The 3,012-nt window shown below is 53.5% G+C and carries 3 protein-coding genes and 3 pseudogenes; 5 read left to right on the top strand and 1 reads right to left on the bottom strand.

Going from position 1 to position 3,012, the window contains the following annotated elements; genetic code table 11:
- The 5 genes and pseudogenes from HHL21_RS21485 to HHL21_RS21855 form a co-directional block, all read left to right on the top strand.
- Window positions 1-216 (top strand): annotated as a pseudogene (locus tag HHL21_RS21485) (IS4 family transposase); the annotation flags it as partial.
- A 137-nt stretch (window positions 217-353) separates the two neighbouring features.
- Window positions 354-608 (top strand): annotated as a pseudogene (locus tag HHL21_RS22280) (Arm DNA-binding domain-containing protein); the annotation flags it as partial.
- Window positions 607-762: pseudogene (locus HHL21_RS22285) on the top strand (phage integrase central domain-containing protein); the annotation flags it as partial. The pseudogenes HHL21_RS22280 and HHL21_RS22285, both read left to right, overlap by 2 nt.
- Window positions 763-827: 65 nt before the next feature.
- Window positions 828-1,148: a phage integrase central domain-containing protein gene (locus HHL21_RS22290; RefSeq protein ID WP_441295191.1), complete on the top strand. Its 321-nt coding sequence runs from the start codon at window positions 828-830 to the stop codon at window positions 1,146-1,148.
- Entirely contained in the window at window positions 1,103-1,342 is a 240-nt protein-coding gene (locus tag HHL21_RS21855; protein WP_308640263.1) for a recombinase family protein, read from the top strand. Before HHL21_RS22290 ends, HHL21_RS21855 begins: the two co-directional genes overlap by 46 nt.
- Window positions 1,343-1,457: 115 nt before the next feature.
- Here HHL21_RS21855 and HHL21_RS22070 read toward each other — a convergent pair whose 3' ends face one another.
- Entirely contained in the window at window positions 1,458-2,891 is a 1,434-nt protein-coding gene (locus HHL21_RS22070) for a diguanylate cyclase (RefSeq protein ID WP_370659777.1), read from the bottom strand.
- Window positions 2,892-3,012 lie beyond the last annotated feature (121 nt).

A 3,012-nucleotide genomic window follows, 5' to 3' on the forward strand; every position in this document is an offset into this window, starting at 1 on the left:
GAAGTCAGTTTCATCCGTGCATTCCACCTGATCCAGTTTGAGTTGCACTGGGCTGCCGTCACCAGGTCGTACGGAAAACTACCAGCCTCGATGAAGCATTTGCGCGAAAGGCTGGTTAGCCTCCTGAGTGACGAACGGCCCGATCGCAAATACGACCGGGCCGTCAAAGCGACACCGAAGCGCTACGCCGTTCGCGTCATTAAGAAATCACCTTAACTGAACGGCATTACCAGTGATGGGGCCTTTTTCTATCGTGTATCATAGAGGGAAGTTCTAATAACATTGTCCACCGTTATCCGGCGAAATGCGATAGAATCCACCACTTCCGTGTGGGTAGGCGTGTGGGTAGGAAAATGGCAATCGTACTTGAAAAATTGAAGGCGTTGACCATCTCGAAGTTGCAGGAGCCTGGCTATTATGGCGACGGCGGCGGTCTTTGGCTTCAAGTGTCGAAAACCGGCACGAAGAGCTGGATCTTTCGCTACACGATGGATAAGAAGCAGCGTGAGATGGGCCTTGGTTCGTTTCTTGTCATCGGCCTCGCCGATGCGCGAGAGCGCGCCAAAGCTTGCCGTTTGCTGGTATTGGATGGCGTTGACCCTCTGGATGAGCGTGCAGCCCGCAAACAACAACTTGCAACCGCCGGCCAAGCTGATCACCTTCGACCAGTGTGCGAAACGCTATGTCGCTGCACACCGCGCTGGTTGGAAAAATTCAAAACATGCCGACCAATGGGAGAACACGTTGGAAACCTATGCGTCGCCGGTGATCGGAAGCCTGTCAGTGGACCAGGTTGACACTGCGCTGGTGATGAAGGTCCTTTTCCTATCTGGGATAACAAGACAGAGACTGCAAAGCGCCTACGTGGCCGTATCGAATGCGTACTCGACTGGGCAGCCGTCCACAAATTTCGTCAGGGCGAAAATCCTGCGCGCTGGCGTGGCCACTTGGATCATCTGCTTGCGAATCCTGGCAAGATCGCCCCAGTGAAAAATCACCCTGCATTGCCATGGCAAGAAGTCGGCGCGTTCATGCCCGAACTTCGTGCACGCGATGGTGTTGCAGCTCGCGCCGTCGAGTTCGCCATTCTTACCGCTTGCCAATGTTGGCGATGTTGGCAGCCGTCGCGGAGATGGAGAGGGACCTGATCGTTGAGCGCACCCAAGCAGGACTAGCGCGCGCTAAGGCTGAGGGCACGATCCTCGGCGGGCGGCCTAAAACGACGCCTGAGCAGCGTAAGGCGATGGCGGAAGGTTACGCGAGCAAACAGAGCGTGAGTGCCTTGGCGAAGCTCTACGGCGTCTCGCGCTCGACCGTGCTGACTATCGTGAAGCCGAGCTAAGATGGCAAGGCAGGCTGCCACCACGCTTTCCTACGGGAACACATGGCGACAACATGCGCTGCGAGCGGCCAAAAGTGGTCGTTTTAACTCCGGATTTTAGCGGAATAAAATAAACTCACGTCGAGCGAGCACGAGAGCTTAGAACAACGACCTTCTCGCCGTACGGCTCTGCGATTAGTACCTGGTCGCGTCCGTTGTTCTTGGCGATGTACAGTGCACGATCTGCCGCTTTGAGTATCTCGTCATTGCGTTCCCCATGCGATGGGCACGAAGATATTCCAAACGACGCTGTAATCCCACTGATGTGCTGACCTAGGTGATGGATTGAGATCTCAGCAAGGGACTGCCTGATCTTTTCAGCGCATACAGCAGCCGCCTCTACAGTGCAATCGGGCAGGACTACTACCAACTCCTCACCGCCATAACGACAGACCACGTCGCTGGCCCGAACGCATCCGACGATCTTTCGTGAGACATTTTCAAGCACGAGGTCTCCAGCATCATGTCCGTAGGTATCATTGATTCGCTTGAAGTGATCCAGATCAATCATTATAACGGAACAAGAAGTCTGGCTTCGCTGTGCCCTAATCAACTCACGCCTCAACGTCTCGTCGAAATAGCGCCTGTTATATAGTCCTGTTAGCGGGTCAATAGTTGACTGTTGTCGTAGCGAGTCACGCAACAGTACGTTATTTATCGCTAGCGCGAGCTGCTCGGCTAGGGTGGCCACAATGTCTTGATCAATCAACGCACTGTCGTTAGTAATGTCGGTGACAACCAACAAACCGACAACATCACCTTGTGACATCATCGGTACGCAAAATTGCGTCTTTGCTGAATCGTCCGCATCGGTGTGCTCGCAGCAAAGGTCGGTCGGGGTCGAATGATGGATCTTCCCAAGCCGTAAGCCCCAGCAGTCGCTTGGCGCAAGTAGACTTGCGCCGAGGTCTTTGCTCCCCCAATATGCTTTCATCTCCAGAAAGTCACGGGAATTACCGTAGAGATAAACTTGCCCGGAGGTGTTGGGTAAAAGCTTCGACATGAATATCGGCAAGACGTGGCTCAACTCAGCCGGTGCTTTGATACTGTCGATCGACTGAAGCATTTGTGCTGTGGCCGAAAGGTAGGTAGCACGGCGAACGGCGCTATGGGCATGCATAGCGTTTGTTTCCGCGAGCAACTCAGCTTGTGTCGTTGCTTCTGCACGCTGACTCAGGCTGCTCGCTGCTACGACGATGGAAAAGCAAATGATGACAAAGCTCGCCATACTGGCACCGAGACCCAAAACAGTGTTGTACTGCAAGGATGCAGTAATTTCTGCACGCAACTCAACACGACGTTGAGCCAAACTGTTGAGTTGCGTCGTTATCAATCGCCGCACCTGATCCATCATTATTCTACCGCGTTGACTCGCGACCATTGCCACCGCTGCTTGGCTTTTGCCCGCCCGTTTTAGCGCGATTGAACTACTCATTTCAAGCAATTTTGCTCGGGCTATTGTACTAATCCTCTCGACAATTGCTTTCTCTTCAGGAGAAGACGCGGTAATCCCCCCGCAAAAAGAGCGTGTTTAGAAGTAGAATTTTCTACTTACGAACAGAAAGCTCTACATGAAGACGTCCCGCTTTACCGACAGCCAAATCATCGCCATCCTCAAGCAGGCCGAAGCC

It is taken from the genome of Massilia polaris (genome assembly GCF_012927275.1).
Lineage (GTDB): Bacteria > Pseudomonadota > Gammaproteobacteria > Burkholderiales > Burkholderiaceae_D > Telluria_A > Telluria_A polaris.